The 20,853-nt window shown below is 40.9% G+C and carries 20 protein-coding genes; 9 read left to right on the forward strand and 11 right to left on the reverse strand.

Annotated features, from left to right (window positions below; genetic code table 11):
• Positions 1-29: 29 nt before the first annotated feature.
• Positions 30-3,392, reverse strand: coding sequence for an ATP-binding protein (locus tag I6F41_RS13690; RefSeq protein WP_182684262.1), 3,363 nt, complete (start codon positions 3,390-3,392; stop codon positions 30-32).
• Positions 3,393-3,509: 117 nt separating this feature from the next.
• A complete protein-coding gene (gene ycaO, locus I6F41_RS13695) occupies positions 3,510-5,270 on the reverse strand; it encodes a 30S ribosomal protein S12 methylthiotransferase accessory factor YcaO (protein WP_086997093.1) in 1,761 nt (586 codons plus the stop codon).
• Positions 5,271-5,426: 156 nt separating this feature from the next.
• Here ycaO and I6F41_RS13700 point away from each other — a divergent pair, with 156 nt between their 5' ends.
• The 4 genes from I6F41_RS13700 to I6F41_RS13715 all read left to right on the forward strand — a co-directional run bounded on the left by I6F41_RS13700 (position 5,427) and on the right by I6F41_RS13715 (position 10,865).
• Positions 5,427-7,760 carry a penicillin acylase family protein gene (locus tag I6F41_RS13700; protein WP_182684263.1) on the forward strand — a complete coding sequence of 778 codons (2,334 nt, stop codon included), beginning with the start codon at positions 5,427-5,429 and terminating at the stop codon, positions 7,758-7,760.
• Between the two features lie 149 nt (positions 7,761-7,909).
• Positions 7,910-8,761, forward strand: coding sequence for an MBL fold metallo-hydrolase (locus I6F41_RS13705; RefSeq protein ID WP_011326807.1), 852 nt, complete (start codon positions 7,910-7,912; stop codon positions 8,759-8,761).
• A gap of 88 nt (positions 8,762-8,849) precedes the next feature.
• Positions 8,850-10,421 (forward strand): bifunctional GNAT family N-acetyltransferase/carbon-nitrogen hydrolase family protein, encoded by a 1,572-nt coding sequence (locus I6F41_RS13710; protein ID WP_011326808.1) that lies wholly within the window; start codon positions 8,850-8,852, stop codon positions 10,419-10,421.
• Positions 10,422-10,547: 126 nt separating this feature from the next.
• A complete protein-coding gene (locus tag I6F41_RS13715) occupies positions 10,548-10,865 on the forward strand; it encodes a DMT family transporter (protein ID WP_041454308.1) in 318 nt (105 codons plus the stop codon).
• Positions 10,866-10,934: 69 nt separating this feature from the next.
• Here I6F41_RS13715 and I6F41_RS13720 read toward each other — a convergent pair whose 3' ends face one another.
• Positions 10,935-11,813 carry a DMT family transporter gene (locus I6F41_RS13720; RefSeq protein ID WP_179807257.1) on the reverse strand — a complete coding sequence of 293 codons (879 nt, stop codon included), beginning with the start codon at positions 11,811-11,813 and terminating at the stop codon, positions 10,935-10,937.
• 221 nt (positions 11,814-12,034) lie between these two features.
• Between I6F41_RS13720 and I6F41_RS13725 the strand changes: the two genes are divergently transcribed.
• Entirely contained in the window at positions 12,035-12,418 is a 384-nt protein-coding gene (locus tag I6F41_RS13725) for an MAPEG family protein (RefSeq protein ID WP_086997040.1), read from the forward strand.
• A 36-nt stretch (positions 12,419-12,454) separates the two neighbouring features.
• On the opposite strand, the gene I6F41_RS13730 is transcribed toward I6F41_RS13725, so the two are convergent.
• On the reverse strand, positions 12,455-13,144 hold the full coding sequence (locus tag I6F41_RS13730; RefSeq protein ID WP_011326812.1) for a pseudouridine synthase: 690 nt from the start codon (positions 13,142-13,144) through the stop codon (positions 12,455-12,457).
• Positions 13,145-13,323: 179 nt separating this feature from the next.
• On the opposite strand from I6F41_RS13730, the gene I6F41_RS13735 reads away from it, so the two are divergent.
• A complete protein-coding gene (locus I6F41_RS13735) occupies positions 13,324-13,734 on the forward strand; it encodes a GNAT family N-acetyltransferase (protein ID WP_179807256.1) in 411 nt (136 codons plus the stop codon).
• 14 nt (positions 13,735-13,748) lie between these two features.
• On the opposite strand, the gene I6F41_RS13740 is transcribed toward I6F41_RS13735, so the two are convergent.
• The 7 genes from I6F41_RS13740 to lptM all read right to left on the reverse strand — a co-directional run bounded on the left by I6F41_RS13740 (position 13,749) and on the right by lptM (position 18,795).
• The gene (locus I6F41_RS13740) at positions 13,749-14,105 is read right to left on the reverse strand and encodes a HopJ type III effector protein (protein WP_011326815.1); all 357 of its coding nucleotides are present in this window, start codon (positions 14,103-14,105) and stop codon (positions 13,749-13,751) included.
• A 79-nt stretch (positions 14,106-14,184) separates the two neighbouring features.
• On the reverse strand, positions 14,185-14,889 hold the full coding sequence (locus I6F41_RS13745; RefSeq protein ID WP_011326816.1) for an HAD-IA family hydrolase: 705 nt from the start codon (positions 14,887-14,889) through the stop codon (positions 14,185-14,187).
• Between the two features lie 11 nt (positions 14,890-14,900).
• Complete coding sequence (locus tag I6F41_RS13750; protein ID WP_182684271.1) at positions 14,901-15,845, reverse strand: tyrosine recombinase XerC; 945 nt, start codon at positions 15,843-15,845, stop codon at positions 14,901-14,903.
• Positions 15,845-16,456 (reverse strand): DUF484 family protein, encoded by a 612-nt coding sequence (locus tag I6F41_RS13755; protein ID WP_182684264.1) that lies wholly within the window; start codon positions 16,454-16,456, stop codon positions 15,845-15,847. Before I6F41_RS13755 ends, I6F41_RS13750 begins: the two co-directional genes overlap by 1 nt.
• Positions 16,453-17,283 (reverse strand): diaminopimelate epimerase, encoded by an 831-nt coding sequence (gene dapF / locus I6F41_RS13760; protein WP_011326819.1) that lies wholly within the window; start codon positions 17,281-17,283, stop codon positions 16,453-16,455. Before dapF ends, I6F41_RS13755 begins: the two co-directional genes overlap by 4 nt.
• A gap of 63 nt (positions 17,284-17,346) precedes the next feature.
• Entirely contained in the window at positions 17,347-18,600 is a 1,254-nt protein-coding gene (gene lysA / locus I6F41_RS13765; protein WP_011326820.1) for a diaminopimelate decarboxylase, read from the reverse strand.
• The gene (gene lptM, locus I6F41_RS13770; RefSeq protein ID WP_011326821.1) at positions 18,601-18,795 is read right to left on the reverse strand and encodes an LPS translocon maturation chaperone LptM; all 195 of its coding nucleotides are present in this window, start codon (positions 18,793-18,795) and stop codon (positions 18,601-18,603) included. It lies immediately after the preceding gene.
• Between the two features lie 147 nt (positions 18,796-18,942).
• On the opposite strand from lptM, the gene cyaY reads away from it, so the two are divergent.
• From cyaY to I6F41_RS13785, 3 genes are read left to right on the forward strand one after another with little or no spacing between them, the layout of a single operon-like run.
• Positions 18,943-19,266: an iron donor protein CyaY gene (gene cyaY / locus I6F41_RS13775; protein WP_011326822.1), complete on the forward strand. Its 324-nt coding sequence runs from the start codon at positions 18,943-18,945 to the stop codon at positions 19,264-19,266.
• Positions 19,263-19,919: an alpha/beta hydrolase gene (locus tag I6F41_RS13780; RefSeq protein WP_041454309.1), complete on the forward strand. Its 657-nt coding sequence runs from the start codon at positions 19,263-19,265 to the stop codon at positions 19,917-19,919. Before cyaY ends, I6F41_RS13780 begins: the two co-directional genes overlap by 4 nt.
• A 22-nt stretch (positions 19,920-19,941) precedes the next feature.
• Positions 19,942-20,847: a DUF2914 domain-containing protein gene (locus I6F41_RS13785; protein WP_182684265.1), complete on the forward strand. Its 906-nt coding sequence runs from the start codon at positions 19,942-19,944 to the stop codon at positions 20,845-20,847.
• Positions 20,848-20,853: the final 6 nt, after the last annotated feature.

Raw genomic sequence — 20,853 nt, forward strand, 5'->3', positions numbered from 1 at the left:
CTAATAAACTATATGATTAGCTTACACTTTTATTGAGTGCCAAGCCATTGCTGAAGTTTAGGGTGCAGTGCACTAAAATCGAGTGGCTTACTTAAGTAATCATTCATACCCGCTGCTAAGCACTTTTCTTTGTCTCCCTGCATTGCATTGGCTGTTAAAGCAATAATAGTTATGTTTTGATAATGCTTACCCGAGTCGCCATTTCTAATCGCTTTAGTTGCTTGGTAGCCGTCCATTTCAGGCATTTGGCAGTCCATTAAAATTAACTGGTAAGTATTAGCGGGTTGCTCATTTAGTTGCTTTATCGCCTCTCGTCCATTCTCAGCAATATCAAATGAAATACCGGCTTGTTTTAATAAAGCCCCAGCAACAACTTGGTTAATTTTATTGTCTTCTACTAATAAAACTTGTGGCTCATTTGTATTAACTAATGGCGTTTCAGTGAGTTTATTTTGTAGTTGTGCCTGTTGTTGCTGTTGTTCTATGTATTTATCATTAGCAAGAGAGTCAAATAAGTCTGAGGGTGTTAATGGCTTAAAAATCATTGAGTCTACTTTTAAACTTAGCGTAGAGTCATCTTTGGAATAGCTCATAGGTGCCATTATTATTAGCTTACAACTGTGCTTAGCTAGGTAATTTTTAACCTCAGTAATTTGCGATTGCGGCGCTTGTTCAAAAAAATAATAGTCGATTAAAATAGCATCGAGGGTTGTAGTTGCCTGATCTTTAAAATACGCACTTACAGCAGTGTAGTCGGTTAAGGTATTGGCATTTGCTTGCCATATTATCAGCTGCTTTTTAGCAATGGTTGAGTTTAATAAGCAGCTATCAATAATTAAAATATGTTTGTTTTTAATTAAATGGCTAGGTAGGTCTTGCTGCTTACTTAATTTAGGTTTTATTTTTATTGAAAACGAAAAAGTACTGCCTTCGTTTAGCATACTGGTTACGCTTACTTCACCTCCCATCAGCTCACATAACTGTTTTACAATAGCGAGCCCTAAGCCAGTGCCACCATATTGGCGTGTTGTTGAGGTATCTGCTTGGGTAAATGAGTCAAATAATGTGGAGTGTTTTTCTGGCTTTATGCCAATACCGGTATCAATAATGGAACAAACTAAAGATGTACCATCGGTTGTTTCATCAATTTTTGCGGTGACTACTATTTTTCCGTTAAATGTAAACTTAACCGCGTTACTAATTAAGTTACTTAATATTTGTCGTAACCTATTAGGGTCGCTAACTATTTCGCTGACGGTGATGAGGGTTGCATCTAAAATTAAGATGGTATTATTTTGCTCCGCTTTAAGCGCAAATGATTCAACAACCTCACCTAACAAACGTGGTAAATTAAATTGAATTTTTTCAATATCTAATTTACCAGCCTCTATTTTAGAAAAATCTAAAATATCGTTAATAATATTCAGTAATGATTGCGCCGACGACTGAGCAAGCTCTATGTGGTGCATTTGTTGTTGATCTAACTTTGTGTTTTTAACAATATTAAGCATCCCTAGCACGCCATTCATAGGGGTGCGAATTTCATGACTCATGCTCGCTAAAAACTCACTTTTAGCAGCTACAGCTTGCTCTGCGGTTTCTTTGGCGGTTACTAGTTGTTGCTCTGTTTCTATACGCTTTTGGCTAGAGTAAAGGCTGCCAATAAGTGCTGCTACAGCAATTAAAAAGCTTTCTTCGTTGTGCGCCCAAGCGCGGGTTGTATTGCATTGCTCGGCGCAAACCATACCTATGATCCCACTTCCGGCAGGAATAACTGCACACAACATGGCATTTATTTTTAGTGGCTTTAGGTAGTGCTCTTTAATTGGCATTAAAATAGGGCACTGCTGTGCATCTGCTGCACTAAATATGGCTTTGCGCTCTATGGCTTCAAAAAAATCAGGAATATCTTTTTGTAACCATGGTTCATTGTTGTTATTTGTTGTGGTGTTTATATTATGAAAGGCAATAGGCTTGAGCTGGGTTCTATTTTCGCTAAATAGCCAAATACTGGCTTGATCTACGTTGAGCGCCTGACAAATTGCTTGAGTAATCACACCTTTAGATTGGCTTAATTGTCCGTTTAAAATTTGATCGTTAACGGTTAAAGACGCCAAGGCTTCGTTAAATAACGATATTTTATTATTTTCTAATTCTATTTTTTTACGGGTATCAATATTTTGTAATGAGCCAAATATTCTTATACAGCGATCATTTTTATGCTCAGCTTCACCGTGCACCAATACCCAAATAATATTACCTTTAGCATCAATAACTTCAAGTTCAGCTTCGTAGCTCTCACCAAATTTAATTGCTTGTTCAATTAATTTAGCTGCTTTTTCTCGGCTTTTTCCGGGCTTAAAGTAGCCAAGATCCTTTGGCCATTGTGGTTGTTCGTCAGGTGAATATTTAAATATTTTTTTGGTCATATCAGACCAATACGCTTGTTTATTTTCTAAATTAAACGACCAAGCGCCTACTAGAGCCAGATCGCTCATAACCTCTAGCATTTTTTCATTTTGTTGTTGGCGGTTAAACATTTTTAAAAAGAATAAAAACGCCCAAATTAATAGGCCGCATATAATTATTATAGCTACACGCAAAGGCCAAATAGAAGAACTTACAGGGCTCCAGCCCTTTTTAGGAGCAACATAAAGTTGCCAATTACCGCCTTGAAAACTTAAAGAAAACTCAAGAGGATCTTGCTCTATTATGGCGGGCTCACCGTAAAAAAAATCGCCTTTTGTGCCTAAGCCATGGCGTCCTTGAATAGCAACGTTGTATTGTTTTTCGAGTTCATTAATACCTGCGTTTGCATATACTTTTTCAAGATCTAATACCACAGAAAGCAGCCCCCAAAAGGATTTATCCGCTTTATAAACAGGAACGCGAGCAATGAGTGCAGAACCACCTTGTATTAACGCTAATGGGCCAGCCATTACAATTTTATTTGTGTCTCTGGCTCTAATTGCATCGATACGTTGAGCTTCATTGTCTAAAAAGTTAAGGCCTAGGGCTTGTTCGTTACCGGCAAGCGGATAGATCATGTTAATTACCATGTCGGGTGCGCCACCAATATTTCGTAGTTCGTTTGAGGTCTCAAATAAGGGGGCAGCAATTTGCGCAAAGCGTGCTTGCTGTAAATTTGGTTCTGCGGCAACAGCAACACCTAAACCACGAATTAGCTGAATATTAGACACTAAAATAGCTTCAAGTTGTGCTCGGTAAGTGCTTACTTCAGAGAGTATTTGTAATCGGTGTGCATCTTTTGCTCGGTTATAGTTAATCCGATCAAGTACAACACTTACTAATACAATAAGAGTAAGTGATAGCCAGAAGGTCAGCTTAAAATTATGAACTTTATTATTTTTACTATTATTCATTGGCGACATTAGCTACATTTTGCTTTTATATTAGACAGTATCCACTATAGCTAATTTATTGTACAAATAAAAATGGCGCATCAGATTATGCGCCATTTTATTTTTATAATTAATAGTTTAACTAAATTACGAGTCACTAACCTCGCGTGCCCAATGCTGCTGTTTAGCTACATGGAGCTTGCGATAACCATCGAGTAATGCAGCATGCTTTGTAAAGCCAGTAAGCGATAAGCCTGGGAAGGTTAAACCGTTAAATAATTTACGGCCTTCAGCTATTTCAATTGCGAGCGTTACATTGGCAGTACCAAACATTAAGCCTAATGCATCTTGATAGTCTGCATATTCGCGTTCGTCATCGTATTTTATTTCTAAAATAGCTTTTAAACAGCGAAAGTGACGCATTGCATCTTCGTTTACTTGCCCGGTATGTAATATCCAGTCAACCCAATCAATGGCTTCTTCGTTACCTGCGGCTAGGCAAAGGTGCGCTTTTAGTTCACCAATACGCAGCGTATCCCAAGATGTATCAGGGTCGGTTACTAAACCAATAAACTCGGCAGCGCGAATGATATCGCTATGGCCCGCTTCCTCTAGTGAGTCATAAATTTCCATCCATTGCTCAACGTCGTACTGATCAAGTGATAAAAATGTTTCGCGGAACTTAGCGCCTTCGTTGTTGTTACGCCAAATTAGTTCATCAACTGGGTAAATGTCTGACATACCAGGGACTAAAATACGACATGCATATACGTTTAAGTGAGTGTAATCCATGATGTAAATATCATGCCCCATGCTATGGATTAAGTCGGTACAAAAGTTATATTCTTGCTCAGTTGTGCCGCTAAAGTCCCAATGCACAAAGTCAAAGTCGGCTTTTGCGCGGAAAAAGTCATGAGAAATTAAGCCGCTAGAATCAATAAAGTGCAGTTCAGTGTTTTCTGGAGAGGCAACTTCATCATTATCAAAAGTAGCAGGTTGGAACACATCAAGTTGATCTAAACGACGACCTTGTAATAGTTCTGTTACGGTACGCTCAAGTGCCACTTCAAATGATGGGTGAGCACCAAAAGAAGCAAATACAGAGCCATCAGCTGGGTGAATAAGGGTAACGCTCATTACTGGGTATTTACCGCCTAGAGAGGCATCGGCAATACGTAAATGAAAACCATGGCTGCGTAACTCTTCACACGCTTCATGAATTTTAGGATACAGCTTAACTACTTCTTCAGGCACGATAGGCAGACACAAGCCCTCAGTAATAATGCGGCTTTTTATAGCGCGTTCAAATACTTCGGATAAGCCTTGTACCCGTGCTTCAAATTTAGTATTGCCGGCACTCATACCGTTAGATACAAAAATATTACCAATAACGTTAACCGGAATATACACATCTTGGTTATCGCTTTGGCGGGTGTATGGCACAGTACAAATACCACGCTTAACATTACCAGAGTTAAAATCGAAAAGGTGCGATGCATTAAGTTCGCGCTCTGGGTCAAAGTAGTCCCATAAGCTTTCATCCATAATGCCCTCAGGCACTTCATCGTTTGTTACTGTAAACCACTTTTCGGTTGGGTAATGGGTAAACTCTGCATGGGCAAATTCTTCACCTAAATAAAAGTCAGCAAAAAAGTAGTTACAGCTTAAGCGTTCAAAGTATTCGCCTAATGCCGAAGCTAACGATGCTTTGTCGTTTGCGCCTTTACCATTGGTAAACATTACGCCACAGTCTTGGTCACGAATATGTACCGAATAACAGTTAGCTACAGGGTTAAGCCATAACGCTTCCTCAATATTAATATTAAGGGCTTTTAGCTTATTTTGCATAGTAGAGATCGACGATTCTAAATCGCGGTCTTTACCTTTTATAAATGTTTTATCAGTCATACTCATCTCAACTAGGGCTGCACAATATGTGGATTAGCTATTATCGTGGATTTTGAGGTTTATTTCATCCTTTGCGCCGCAGAATATGACTTTTTAATAGAAGGATAGTAAATATATGTTAATAATACTTTATTAGAATTTTTAAAGGATAGCTGGATGTTTAAAGTAATCAAGCGCTTGCTGCTGTTAGTAGTGGTTTTAGGGCTGGCCGGTACTGCGGTTGTTTATGGTGTACTTAGTTTGAGTTTACCAGCGCTTGACGGCAAAGGTCATAGCGAAGCGATTAATGAGTCGGTCATTATTTCGCGTGATGTACTTGGTCAAGCTGTTATAAAAGCACAAAGCCACAACGATGCCGCTTATGGTTTGGGGTATGCGCATGGGCAAGACCGATTTTTTCAAATGGACTTACTCAGACGTAATGCCGCTGGTGAGTTGAGCGAAATTTTTGGTAAGGCGGCGCTAGCACTAGATAAAAAAATGCGTTTTCATCAATTGCGTAAACGCAGCCAAGTTATTTTAAAAAATCTTCCTGAGTCGGATAAGCAATTACTTAAAAGCTACGCTCAAGGGGTTAACGAAGGGTTAGCGCAAATAGGTTACTCAAGCTTTGAATATTTGCTCACTGGTGCACAGCAAAGGCCATGGCAAAGCGAAGACAGCCTATTAATAATTTTTAGTATGTATCTTGATTTACAAAGTGCCACCTTTGAGCGCGACCAAGCATTAATTCAAATTGAGCAGCAATACGGCAAACATATGCTCAAATTTTTAACGCAACCTAGTCAATACCAAGCTGCGCTTGATAGCAGCCAACTAGCACCTTACAGCGCAGGCATACCTAAACTACCAATACCCAAGCAACAAACGCAGCAATCATCCACTGTGCAATCATCAACACCAGCAATGTATGCATTTAATTCTTTTGCAGCAAGCCAAGAGCGCGGCAGTAATAACTGGGCAGTTACCGGCGCATTAACTACAACCGGAGCTGCTATGCTCTCCGATGACATGCACCTAGCAATGGCGGTGCCTGTTATTTGGTACAAAGCGCAACTAAATTATGTACATAACAATGTAAAAACCCAAGTTACGGGCGTATCGTTACCGGGTGCGCCAGCTATTGTAGTAGGCACTAATAATAATATCGCATGGGGGTTTACCAATGGTTATATTGATACCGCGGATTGGGTTGCGCTTACAAGTAACAATAAAACGTGGCAAGTAGATGAGCAAATTGCATTACCTAATAATGAAGCCGAAACTTACACACTTACCCTGAGCGAATATGGCCCGGTAAAATATATTAACGGGCAAGCTTATGCACTGAGCTGGACGGCGCATCAAAGTTATGCGGTTAATATGCAATTATTACAGCTCGAACAGGCTACCGAAGTTGATGATGCCCTTGCTATAGCCAGCGATGTAGGTATTCCGGTACAAAATTTAATTGTAGTTGATAGCCAAGGCAGTGCCGCATGGAAGTTAATGGGGGGAATTCCTGGGCGTAAAACACCCAGCGAGCTTAGTGTGAAAAGTACTGATTACTCGCCGCTTTGGTTGCAAAATGAAGCGCAGCGCCCCGTGGTTAAAAACCCAGTAAGTGGACGAATATGGACTGCAAACTCACGGGTGGTAAGTGCTCAGGATAACGAGCGCTTTGGTAACGGCGGATATTCACTTGGCGCGCGTGCAACACAAGTGCGCGACCGCTTGTTTGAAAAACAAAAATTTGTTGAGGACGATTTTTATCAATTACAGCTTGATAACCAAGCACGATTTTTAATTCCTTGGCACGCTTTATTGCTCAAGCAACTCAAAGCCGGTGAAGGTAATAACGCCGCGTATATTAGCGCTGTTGAAAACTGGCAGCAGTGCGCGTGTGCAAGCTCAGTAGGTTATACCTTGGTAAAGCATTATCGCGATGAAGTGATTAATATTACCTTTAGTACGTTGCAGCAAAGCTTAAGTGAGAAAAATGGCACGTTGAGCTACGTAAGGCGTGACTTAGAACCGGCAGTTTGGCAGCTTATTAACGCGCAACCAAGCAGTTGGCTCAATCCACAATTTTCAACTTGGGAGCAGCAGCTGCAGGGGGCATTTAGTCAAACTATTGCTAAACTCAGTACGCAATACGGTAATAACATTCAAGGCTGGCAGTGGGGCAAAGTAAACGAGCTGGTTATAGAGCATCCGTTTGCTAAACAAATACCAATACTTGCCCGCTTTTTAAATATGCCAAAAACGCCAGGGTTTGGTGATAGTTACATGCCAGCAGTGCAGGGGCGTAGCTTTGGTGCTTCACAGCGCTTTATTGTACAGCCCGGACATTTAGAAAACGCCATTTTAACCGTACCTGGCGGGCAGTCGGGGCACCCGTTATCAAACTTTTATCGTGCCGGTTTTAGTCAATATATTAATGCAGAAAACACGCCATTATTACCACAAGCGCTAGTACATCAAATAATAATATCGCCAAAAGGCAAGTAGCTGTTTAGTGAACTAAGCTAGAGCTTGTTTATCTTTCGAGATTAAATTTACAGCCGTATGTTTGGTTTTTAGGTAAGGCAGAGTCTATGTCGTGTAGTTATTCTTCATAAATAGACGATAATTAATTATAAATATAAGTGAGCACTAAAATGAAAAAATTACTTCCCGCATTAATCACTGGTTTGTTGTTAAGTAGTGCGGCTTATGCCGATGAAAGTGTAGTTAAAACGCAAAAACTGAGCGAGCATATTTATATGCTACTTGGTCAAGGAGGCAATATTGCTGTAAGTGTCGGCGACGATGGTATTTATATTATTGATGATCAATTTGCCAAGCTTTCAAGCGATATTAAAAAAACGATTAGCGATTTACAGCCCGGCAGTACTGAGTTTGTAATTAACACCCATCATCATGGCGACCACACCGGAGGCAACGAAAATTTTGCTAAAGCAGGTGCCCACGTTATTGCTCACGATAATGTGCATAAGCGCTTAGTAGCGGAGCATGGTGAAGGGTCAGATTTTTTACCACGGATTAGTTTTAGCCACGATTTAAAGCTGCACTTTAACAACGAACATGCTCATGTAATGCATTATCAGCATGCACATACTGACGGTGACGCAGTCATATTTTTTAACAAGGCTAACATTGTACACATGGGCGACATTTTCTTTAACTTTGGCAGCTTACCGTTTGTAGATGTAGACAGTGGTGGCAGTGTTGATGGTATTTTAGCGGCTGTAGATGACGTAGTGAAACAAATTGACGATAATACAAAAGTGATCCCAGGACATGGTCCGCTAAGCGATCGTTCAGGGCTGGTGGTGTATCGTAAGCTGGTGCAAAAAGCCAAAGATGTTATGCTTAAAGCAATGCAAAACAAGGCAAGCTTAGAGCAAGTACTTAACGCCGACCCATTGGCAGAGCTTGGCCTTGAATACGCTAGCTGGTTACCTAAAGAGCGTGTAACTACACTTTTTTATCGTAGTTTAAAACAATAAAAATGAATTAAGTAATAGCACATCAACTATTTTATTAAGCTGGGCGCATGTTCGGCTTTTTTATTCCCCATTCCTCAAGGAGTTGTGTATGACGGTAGAAAAAACCCATCTCGAAATTTGTAATTTAACTAAAGAGCAATACCCACAAATTAAAACCTTGATGGATCAAGCATACCCAGATTTAGGTGGTGCATGGCCTAGCCATACAATTTTTAGATTAATAGACCAGTTTCCAGAAGGGCAAATAGGCATTGTGGATGATGGTGTGCTGGTAGGCTTAGCATTAAGCGTGCAAGTAGACTATGCCCGCTTTTCTAACCCCCATACCTATGAAGACATAGCCGATGGTCATGACCGCGTATTTAGTGATACCGCTGGCGATGCACTGTATGGCTTAGATGTTGCGATTAGCGAAACGCACAGAGGTATGCGCCTTGGGCGTAGGCTGTACGATGCCCGAAAAGAATTGTGCCGCCAATACAACTTACGCGCTATTTTAGCGGGTGGTCGTATTCCGCGTTATTACAATCATAGTAATGAAATGACCCCAATGGAATATATAGCTAAAGTAGATCAAAAAGAGCTGTACGATCCTATCTTAAGTTTTCAGCTAGCAAACGATTTTCAAGTTAAACGCTTACTTAAAAAGTATTTACCCGAAGATCAAGAATCAGTAGGTTATGCCACATTACTGGAGTGGAATAACATATTGTACGAACCAACCGACACCGTTATTAATATAGTAAAGTCGATTGTGCGTGTAGGTGCGGTGCAGTGGCAAATGCGTAAGGTGGAGTCGGTAGAGGAAATGCTCAAGCAGGTCGAGTATTTTGTTGATACGGTTTCTGATTATCAAAGTGACTTTATTTTATTCCCTGAGTTTTTTAATGCCCCGCTAATGGGCTTAACTGAGCAAGTTAATCAAACCGAAGCGATCCGCAATTTAGCCGAGTACACAGAAACCTTTAAAAATGCTATGTCGCGTATGGCAATTGAATACAATGCCAATATTATTACCGGCTCAATGCCAGTAGCCGACGGGGATAAAATTTATAACGTCAGTTATTTATGTCACCGCAGCGGTAAAATAGATGAGCAACGTAAAATTCATATTACCCCGCATGAGCAAAATGACTGGGTTATTCAAGGCGGCGACAAAATAGCGGTATTTGAAACTGATGCTGGGCGTGTTGGTATTCAAATTTGTTACGATGTTGAGTTTCCAGAACTATCTAGAATTATGGCCAAAGAAGGCTTAGAAATTTTATTTGTACCTTTTTGGACTGATACTAAAAATAGCTATTTACGGGTACGTCATTGTGCTCAAGCACGCGCTATTGAAAACGAATGTTATGTGGTTATAGCAGGCTCTGTTGGTAACTTACCAGAAGTAGAAAGCCTAGATGTACAGTTTGCACAATCGGCAGTACTTACACCGTCTGACTTTTCATTCCCACATGATGCAACACTCAATGAGGCAACCACTAATACCGAAATGTTGTTATTTAGTGACCTTGATATGGATAAATTAAAAATTCTTCACAGCGAAGGGACAGTACGTAACTTAAAAGATCGACGTGAAGATTTATACGACATAATGCTAAAAAAAGTGAGCGACGATAAAAAGGTTAGTGCGGATAAGCAAAAAAGTAGCTTTTAATCACTACAAAATAGGTAGCTTATTAAAGTGTGAGCTGGTTAATTATCATTAATCTTGTTTATTGCTGTTAATGAATAAATTAGCTCGCTAAAATACCGCAAATTTTTAATAGAGTGAGTGCTTTAAGTGGCTTGGATGTATTTAATAATTGCGGGCTTGCTTGAAATTGGCTGGCCAATAGGCTTAAAAATTTCGCAACAAAGTGACAGCCGCTGGTTAGGTATTGGCATTGCGGTTGCATTTATGGTGGTTAGTGGTTTTATGTTGTGGCTAGCCCAACGTGATATTCCTATGGGTACATCTTATGCGGTATGGACAGGCATTGGCGCTGCTGGCACATTTATTGTGGGCATTTTGTTTTATGGTGATGCCGCCACTTTTGGCCGTATTGCCGGTGTATTAATGATTATTTGCGGTGTGATCACACTTAAAATAAGTCATTAAAAAGTAAACTCAACGCGGTTTAATCAAAAAAGCGCAGGCTTTTAATCCTGCGCTTTTTTTTGCCAGTAATTAATTGGGCAGCATGACTAAAATAGCGGCAACAGCAATAAGTAATAACCCGGCGCTGTCTTGTTTTTTAAGCGGTTGTTTTAGCCACAGTACGGCAATGAGTATGGTAAAAAACACCTCTATTTGGCCAAGCGTTTTTACATAGGCAACATGCTGCAAGCTCATGGCGCTAAACCAACCAATAGAGCCCACACAGCTAAAAATACTAATCGCGACAGTTGTGCCCTTATATTGCCAAAGTTTACTGAGGGTGTGTGGCTCTTTTAATAATAAATAACCCAGCAATATTAGAGTTTGTAAGCTAATAACAAAAAGCAGTACCCAAGCAGCAGAGTGAGGAAATAATAGCCCTGAATTTAAACTGCCCTCACGTACCCATAATGAAGTAAGCGCAAAGCAAGTACCGCACGCAAGCCCTAATAAAGCTGTTTTGGCATCGAAGCGTTTAATGCTGGTTATACCGCTCATTAGCAGTACGGCAATAGCCCCTAAAAATACCCCCAACCAACCCAATAAGGTTAACGCCGAGCCAAAAAATAATACTCCTAAAATAGCGGCAACCAAAGCCTCACTTTTTGCAAGCCCAGCGCCCACAGCGTAATTATTCATTTTAAATAATTTAACCATTAAGCCAGTAGCAAGAATTTGCATAATACTTGCGCCAATAATAAAGCCCCAAAAAGCATTATTAAAACTAGGCATAGCGGTATCTTGGTATTGATATAAACCATACAAATACACAGCAGCAATAGGGCCTGCAACAATAAAACGCGATAGAGTAACGCCAGCTACGCTCACATTACTACTTAACTTACTTTGTAGTGCATTGCGCCACGCCTGCATAAAAGCGGCTAAAAAAGTGAAAAATACCCAAGTCATAATAACAATACAAAAATAATAGAGGGCGATAAGTTAACAAGGTATACAAAGTAAAGCGATAGTGCTTTAGGCTCAGCTGCGACAATATGCCGCAGTTTAACTGCCGTAAATTAGTTTATAGTTGGCTTGATGTTACTGTTTAGCCGTCAGGTGCTTATCTGGCGGCTTTTTTATAGTGGGTGTGTTATTTTAAATAATTAACAATAACAAAGAACCGTACTATGACTATTTTAATCGCTTGTGCTTTATTGGCCGTTGTAATGCCTTATTTAGCAAGAATACCCGCAGTAATCGAACTTAATAAATTGGGCGGCTACGACAACAAGCATCCGCGCCAACAACAAACTCAATTAACCGGTTTAGGAGCGCGCGCTTTAGCTGCACACCAAAACTGTTTTGAGTCGTTAGCAGTATTTGCCGTTGCACTTGCGGTGGTATTAGGCACTAATAATGTTAATGCGGTAACCGAAACCTTGGCGATGAGCCACATTGTAGCGCGTGTTTTATTTTGTGCTTTTTACTACCTTAACCTAGATATTATGCGCTCAATTATGTGGTTTGTTGGTATAAGTACAGCTATTGCAATGATTGCAGTGAGCTTTTAAATTTATTTTAAAACCCCAAAGCGTTTTAAAAGGCGCTTACTTTATAATATCGCTTTTATTAATTGCAATATATTGCCCTTGGGCAAGGTTTAGCGTTTGCAGGGTTAGCTCGCTAATTTGCTCGCGATACAAGTCAATTACCTTGTAACCACAATAGTGTGCCATTTTTCTAATTTGCCTATTAAGCCCTTGCTTTAAAATAATACTAAATTGTTTGTCTGCTATTTTTTCAACGCTACAGGGCAAGGTTATTTGCTTATCTACCGGTACACCTGCGGCCATTTTTGTACAAAACTCGGCATCAATGCTTTTATTAACGCTAACTAAGTAACGTTTTGGCTGGTGGAAGTCGGGATGAATTAGTTGGTTACACAACTCACCATCGTTGGTTAATATAAGCAAGCCACGGGAGTCTTTATCAAGACGGCCAATAGGGTAAACCCGCGTAATAGTAGGCAGGTGGTGATAAAGGCTAGCAGGGTCATTCTGATCAAGCTTGCAGTCAATACCTACAGGCTTATGATAAGCAAAATAAATTAACTCAGCAGTGCCTTTAATAATTTGCCCGTTAACTGTTATTTGGTCTTGCTCATCAACATGGTCAATATGATTAGCCGGGCGGTTATTTACTATCACTGCACCTTCGTCAATTAAGCGTGAGGCTTGTTTACGCGAGCAAACACCAGCATGGGCAATGTATTTAGCGAGTCGAATTTTGGTGCTCATAAATGGTTGCTGTTAGTCATTGGCAAAAGTGTGCAGCAGATTATAGCAAAGCTGCCAAGTAAACATTACTGAAGGTGGGTAAATAGCTATAAATTTAGTGTTAGGCGCTACAGAATATGCATTTTTATAAGCAGCTGTTGGTTTAATAATTTTTAATTTTATAAATATTAGAGGCGTTAATGTATCAATTATATGCAAATAATGACGATTGCTTAAATCAGGCGCTTCGTCAAAAAATAGTGGCGTTTAATAGCGCGCATTTTGATGCTGAGCGTATGCCTATGGGTTATCAGTTTTTAGACGCACAAGAGGAATTGGTCGCTGGAATTAGTGGCTGTGTATTTGGTAATTGGTTGCAGATAAATTGGCTTTGGTGCAGCGAGTTAGTACGTGGCAATGGCTTGGCGACTAAGTTATTAGTCGCACTTGAAGCGGCTGCAGTTGAGCTTGGGGCAACGAGGGGGCAGCTCGATACGCTTGATTTTCAAGCCAAGCCTTTTTATGAAAAGCACGGTTACCAAGTTAAGTATCAACTTAATAATTATCCGCGCACGGGTACTCGCTATTTTATGGAAAAATCGCTTATTTAACCCTTGCAGGGTGATTAAATAGCTTTAAGTGGCTCGCCAGTAAAGGTTACGCCTAAAAACGGGGTCACTTCAGGAGCAAGCATAAAGGTGCGAATATTCATATGATCGCTACCTTTGGGGTTGTTAAGCACATCTTGATGATAAAACTGACCAAAGCAATCGAGCGTATTTTGTTTACTAAGTTGGTTTAGTTTTGCAAAAGCGAAAATTTTGCAAGAACCATTGTTCTCGCTCGCAGCACTAAGTAAACCATGATTATTAAATGCGCAAGGGGTGAAGCGGTAATGTGTATCGATAATTGCCATAGTGTCGGTAAATTCGATGCTTTTTGGCTCATTTGCCAATTTTTCTAGGTAGTCACTTAGAGTCACTTTCTGTCCTTAGGATTATTTTTATACTTAACTCTAACCTATCTGTTTACTGATTTATATTAAACTAGTACACGTGCACTTAAATTAAGTGTGATAAGGCATTAATGTTAGTTATTTCAATATCGGCAAGGCCTTTGTAAGTATAGTTGGCAGCTTGGTTATTTAACCATACAGATTGGCAGCCGGCATTATTAGCGCCTTGCACGTCGCTATCTAGGCTGTCACCAATGTGTAAAATAGCTTTGTGTGGCACCTGTAAATGTGTAGCTGCTTGATCAAACAAGTTATTGTGCGGTTTAGCTTTACCGTGTAAACCCGCTTGCAGTACCAAGTTAAATTTATTATTTAAATTAAACTGGCTCACATCGGCATTGCCGTTGGTTATGGCTATAAGGGTAAAGCGAGTAGCGAGCTTATCGAGTAAGTTCAGTACGTCATCGGTCACGGTTATATTACTGCGAGCTTGAGCAAATACCTTGTACGCAGCACTTGCAAAGTGTTTTGCGTCGTCGGCATTAAAGCCTTGCTTAGCAAGAAGTAAGCCCAGTGTTTGCAATCGCCACTGCGTTACATCTTCAATTAATTTTGGCTGCTGTTGCAGTGCACAATCACGACAATGCAGCCATTGCTGCAAGCCCTGATGTTGATAACCCGGCAGGGTATTTAAATAATCAGTTTGCGCTTGTACGGCGGCTTTTATAATTGGGCGATTGTCGTAAAGGGTATCGTCTAGGTCGAAGCTTAATACCGACACAGGTGCAATGGCACGATTAAAGCGGATCATATTATGGTTTCCTAATCAGTTCGCTTTTTTGCCCTTGGGTGCGTGTTGTCGTACACCTTGGCTAAATGCTGAAAATCTAAATGAGTATACACTTGAGTGGCCGACAAACTACTGTGCCCGAGCAGTTCTTGTACCGCGCGTAAATCGCCAGATGACTCTAAAATATGCGAAGCAAACGAGTGGCGCAATTTGTGCGGATGCACTTGCGAGCTAATGCCTTGCTTGATGCCCCATTCTTGCATTCTTAAACGTACTTGGCGTACCGAAATGCGATTTTTTTTGCTACTTAAAAACACCGCCACTTCGTCAGGGTTTGCAAATTGAGGGCGTATTATGAGCCATTTTTTTAGCGCGTTTAACGCTTTACTGCCTACCGGAATTAAGCGTTCTTTATTGCCTTTACCGCGTACTAATATTTCACCATTTGCGGCGCTTATATCTTGTAGGTTAGCACCAACTAATTCGCTAATACGTAAACCTGATGAGTACATAAGCTCCATCATGGCTTTATCTCTAATGGCCAGAGGTTCGTCGTCGGGTATTTCGAGCAAGCGTGCCATTTGATCTACATCGAGATTTTTAGGTAAAGGCTTAGCAAACTTAGGCCCTTTTATGCCTACCGCTGGGTTATGGTAATGCGCTTGTTTAGCAATATTTTTGGCTTTTAAGAATTTATATAAACTGCGAATACAACTGAGCTTTAAACTAATAGTGCGGCCACTTAATTGTTTTGAGCGCAGTGCCATGCTGTAACGGCGAATATGCTCACCCTGTACGCTAAACCAGTCGTCGCAGAGTTTACTAAAGTAAAGCGCTGCAAAGCCAAGCTGGCTGACATATTGGTTAACAGTGTGCGCTGAGTACTGCCTTTCAAATTTTAAATAGTCGCTAAATAAAGTAATAGGCGTGCGCCAGTTATCGCTTAAGTCGCTGATATTTGGCGCAGGGTTGTCAATCATGCAAGTTCCAGCAACCTTGACTGCAGAGCGACTACAAAGTCTAGTACAAAAAGGGTGTCTTGTGCGGGCTCAAAGTGGTTGGCGTTGTTGCTGGCAAAAGCCAAAATAGCAATTGGCTTGTTAATATCACCAATTAAATAAATAGCCGTTGATTGCGCCGTATCGCTAAATAACAAATCTCGTTCTTGCTGATTAATACGCCCTAAATAGTGCCCTGAATTACTCAGGCGATGCTCAACAAGTTGAGCATATTTAGTGTCGTACTTTACTAACCGACAGTCGCTAATAGCTGGATTGCTACAAATAATATCTTGTAAGTTACTGGCAAGCGCATCGAAGTCGTTATTACTGCAAAGCTGTTGATGGCATAGGCTAAATAAGCGATACACTTGCTCATTTTGTGCAGCGTATTTGCTCATGCTGGCAATTTGATTTTTTAACAACGTATTGTGCTCGCGCAATTGCCGCTGCTGAATATGCACCAAAGATGTTGCACCTTGGGCTTGTTGTTGCAGCTCAAGCTGAGCAAGTAGCTCAGGGTGCTGAATTAAAAAATCAGGGTGGTGTTGTAAATAATCTACCACTTGCTGCGCGTTTAGCTCACTCATAGTGCCACTTGTCCATCAAACACATGCTCTGCTGGGCCGGTCATACGTACTGGGTGGCCTTCACCGTTCCAGCGAATTTGTAAACTGCCACCGGGTAAGTCTACTTGTACTGTGCTGATTAATTTATTTTGAATAAACCCAATAACCATTGCTGCACAAGCGCCTGTACCACATGCTAATGTTTCGTTTACACCGCGCTCCCACACTCGTAATTTAATATGCTCTTTGGAAATAACTTGCATAAAACCAATATTAGCTCGCTGCGGAAAACGCTCATGGTTTTCAAGTAACGGACCCAAAATATCAACTTGTGCGGTAGTAATATCGTCAACTTCTAATACACAATGTGGGTTACCCATAGAAACCGCGCCACTAAAAACAGTATGCTCTTCGGTACGAATAATATAGGTCAGTTCGCGCTTGGTTGCTTTGAGTGGGATTTTACTTGGCTCAAAATTAGGATGGCCCATATTTACAGTTACTTGGCCGTCTTTTTCTATGTATAGGGTTAAATTACCCGACTTAGTAGACACAGTGATTTTGTGTTTATTGGTAAGGCCTTTCATACGTACAAAGCGGGCAAAGCAACGTGCGCCATTGCCGCATTGCTCTACTTCGGTGCCATCGGCATTAAAAATACGGTAATGAAAATCGAGATCAGGGGAGTATGGTGCTTCAACCATTAGCAGTTGGTCAAAGCCAATGCCAAAATGGCGATCGGCCAGTTTTATTATTTGATCTCGCGACAAAAAAACGTTTTGTGTAATATTATCAATCACAACAAAGTCGTTGCCTAAGCCGTGCATTTTGGAAAAATTAACTAACATAGCGCTCTAATTCGGTTTTGCTCTGCGCTAATCATGCCACAGAGCAGGGACTTACAAAAACGTTTAAGGTAAAATTTTCTCACCTTGATACAGGCTCTCTATGGTTTCGCGTTCGCGAATAAGATGATGTTGACTGCCATCTACCATTATTTCTGCAACACGCGGACGAGAGTTATAATTTGAACTCATAGTAAAGCCATAAGCACCGGCACTTCTTTGTACCAGTAAGTCGCCTTGTTTAAGTGCTAACTCGCGGTCTTTACCTAAAAAGTCACCAGTTTCGCAAACAGGGCCAACAATATCAAAGTTATGAGTAGGGGTTTCGTCGTCGCGTACCGATACCGGAATGATTTTTTGCCATGCTTGATAAAGCGCTGGGCGCAGCATGTCGTTCATGCCTGCATCAACAATAGCAAAGTACTTATCTTGGTTTTGTTTAATAAATTCAACTTGAGTAACTAAAACTCCTGCGTTAGCAGCAATGGCGCGACCGGGTTCAAATATAAGCTCAAGGTGGCGATAATTAACTAGGCGCTCAGTAACTTGCGCTGCATATTCGCTAGGGTGCGGAGGTTGCTCGTCATTATAAGTTACCCCTAAACCACCGCCTATATCTAAATGGGTAAGCTCGATGTTACACGCTTTTAATTCATCTATTAGCGTTAGTAGCTTATCAAGTGCTTCAAGAAAAGGTCTGGTTTCGGTGAGTTGCGAGCCAATATGGCAATCAACGCCAATAATGTTTAATCCAGGCAGTGAAGCGGCATGCTGATACACGCTCACAGCTGTTTGAATATCTATACCAAACTTGTTTTCTTTTAAGCCGGTAGAAATATACGGATGCGTTTTTGCATCTATATCGGGGTTAACGCGAATAGAAATAGGCGCTGCTAAATTTAGCTCACAGGCCACTTCTGAAATACGTTCTAGCTCCGAGACCGACTCAACATTAAAGCATTTAATTCCGAGCTTTAATGCATAGGCTATTTCGTCTGCTGTTTTAGCCACACCCGAAAACACCACTTTGGAGGCGTCGCCACCGGCTTTAATTACTCGCGCCAGTTCACCCTTAGATACAATGTCGAAGCCCGACCCTAAACGCGCTAATATATTGAGTACCGCAATATTAGAGTTGGCTTTAACGGCGTAGCACACCAGGGATTTATGGTTTTTAGTAGCATTAGCAAAGGCTAAATAATGGCGCTCAAAGGTGGCTCGCGAATAAACGTAGCATGGCGTACCATATTGCTGAGCAATACTTGCAATGCTTACGTCTTCAGCAAATAATTGATTGTTTTTATAATTAAAAAAATCCATTTATTGCTCCTGCTTTTTAGGTGTATTAGTTTGCTCAGTTTGAGTTGCTGGATTAGCTACGTCTTGAGGTTTATTTTGTTCTGCTTTTTGCTCTGGCAAATAGAGCGGACCGCTTTGACCACAGCCAGCTAATGCGCTTAGCAGTACAGTGCTTATTAATAGTTGCTTAAATTGTGAAGTATGTATCGCTTTCATTAGATTAATAGTGTTGCTGGCTTTATAATCGCAGAGTAACAGAATATCTAAAAAATGCAGCTATTCGCGGATGATTTTATTCCTGTTACACTAGCTGTACAAAAACGCACCCACTATTAGGCGGCTCGCCTGCAAAGGAAATTAACCATGACTGATCATGAATATCACCAATTAGCCGAAGCACTTATGTTCACAATTGAAGAACAAGTTGATGATTGTGAAGCAGATTTAGATTATGAGTCGGCACAAGGTATTTTAGAACTAATTTTTCCTGACAACAGTAAAATTGTGATTAACAAGCAAGCACCTTTACACCAAGTATGGGTTGCGACTAAGTTTAACGGACATCATTTTGAATTACGTGGTGATAAGTGGATAGATAATCGCTCTGGCGCAGAGTTTTGGCAGTTTATTAACGAGGCATCAACTCGCCAAGCTGGCCAAGACGTTAAATGGCAATCATCGTTATGAGTTTAGAGTTTGTAGAATATCCGGCTCAAGGTGAGCATAAAGCAACCGTTATTTGGTTGCACGGTTTAGGTGATTCGGGGGAAGGTTTTGCACCCGTAGCACCACAGTTACAATTACCAAATGAACTAGGGCTGCGATTTATTTTTCCGCACGCGCCTGTGCAACCGGTCACCATAAATGGTGGCATGGAAATGCGTTCTTGGTATGATATTAAATCAATAGAATTAGATAAACGTGCCGATGAGCAAGGTGTAAGAGATTCTGCCGCTAAAGTAGAGCAACTTATTAACCAAGAAATAGCCAATGGTATTGCTGCTGATAAAATTATTTTAGCGGGTTTTTCCCAAGGTGGCGTTGTAGCCTTGCATTTAGCCCCACGTTTTGAGCAAAAGCTGGCGGGTGTAATGGCGCTTTCAACCTATATGTGTGTACCAGAAAAGCTGGCAGATGAAGCACTACACACAGATTTAAATATTTTTATGGCGCATGGCAGTCAAGATAATGTAGTACCGCCTAGTGCAGGTAAAAGTGCGTTCGAAGTATTAACAGCACTTAGCATGGATGTAAGCTGGCAAGAGTACCCTATGGCTCACCAGGTTTGCGCAGAAGAACTGCAAGCTATTCGCCATTGGTTAATTGCTCGCTTAAGCTAATAATGGAGCCGCTGAGGTTAAAATGAGTCAAAAAATAGTTATTAAAGCAAATGTTAAACGCGAACCACAAGAAAGTGTAACTACACTAACCTACGAGTGGAATTGGCGTCGTATTGTGAGTATTTCTATGCTGCTACTCATGACCTCTGCTGCCGTTATATATGGCTTAACTAGCGCCGTTAGTGCCGAGCAGGACGAACACCCAAATGAGCCAGAGGATAGAGTGTTGGCGCAAAGTAACGATATAAGCCAGCGTGCTGTTACTTCATTACAAACAACGCAAGTAGAGCTAAGTACCTCGGCAACAGTTGCGTCACAAAACAGTGAAAGTGAGTTGTTAGTTGCGCCTATTAATTTAGTTGCAGAGCAAAAAGTAGCAGAGCCTGATAAAGTAGCAGCGGCAGAGTTACCCGTAATCCCGCAAGCTGAGGCTAAAAACAACTCACCAGAGCCAGTTAATATTGAGCAAGTACCTACTACCGATTTATTAGTTGATACAGATGTTGCCGCTATTAGTGATACTGCACTCTCTAGCACGCAGGGCTTTGCCCCTTTAGCGCAGCTAGCGAGTGTGGCACTTGGCGCGCAAATAGATACCGATAAAATAAGCCGAGCAGTGCTTACACGTAAAGTAAGCAAGCGAGAGCCGGTAAATGTATTTGCTGCAGATATTCGTTTAAGTCAATTTGACGAGACGTTATCGTTTTTTAGTGAGCTAAAAAACTTACAAGGCCAACAGGTAAAGCATGTATGGTTTTTTGAGGATGATATTGTGGCTGAAATTGAGTTAGATATAACATCCTCTCGTTATCGTACGTATTCGACCAAGAATATAATGGACTCGCAAATAGGCCAATGGCGGGTTGATGTAATTGATGAGCAAGGCCAATTAATTGCTCAAAAAGAATTTAGAATATTAGCTGATTGAGCCAGC

It is taken from the genome of Pseudoalteromonas sp. SCQQ13 (assembly GCF_015864415.1).
GTDB lineage: Bacteria > Pseudomonadota > Gammaproteobacteria > Enterobacterales > Alteromonadaceae > Pseudoalteromonas > Pseudoalteromonas nigrifaciens.